Source organism: Megasphaera indica (assembly GCF_046614755.1).
Taxonomy (GTDB): Bacteria; Bacillota; Negativicutes; order Veillonellales; family Megasphaeraceae; genus Megasphaera; species Megasphaera intestinihominis.
Window position 1 is genome coordinate 1 of the sequence record NZ_JBKKJR010000067.1, and the last position, 307, is coordinate 307.

General features: G+C 45.3%; 1 rRNA gene. It reads left to right on the top strand.

The window, feature by feature from the left end:
• Window positions 1-197: 197 nt before the first annotated feature.
• A 23S ribosomal RNA gene (locus tag ACFCTO_RS12205) occupies window positions 198-307 on the top strand; the annotation flags it as partial.

Here is a 307-nt window from a genome sequence, read left to right on the forward strand (position 1 = left end):
CAGGAGTTCGATTCTCCTCATCTCCACCAAACTTTTTTATCATCGTACCTTGACAACTGCATAAAAATGTTAGAAAATACCTCTTTTTAAAAAGAGATCTTAACGAACCTTAGAATAGAGCCGTTTGTCGTAGGCCGTAGGTCGTTGGTCGAAGTGATTCGATGAACGATGAACGAACTGCGATGAACGTCATAACTAGTCAAGTAAGTAAGGGCGTACGGCGGATGCCTTGGCCATATCAGCCGAAGAAGGACGCGATAAGCTGCGATAAGCTGCGGTGAGGTGCAAGTAACCTTTGACCCGCAGA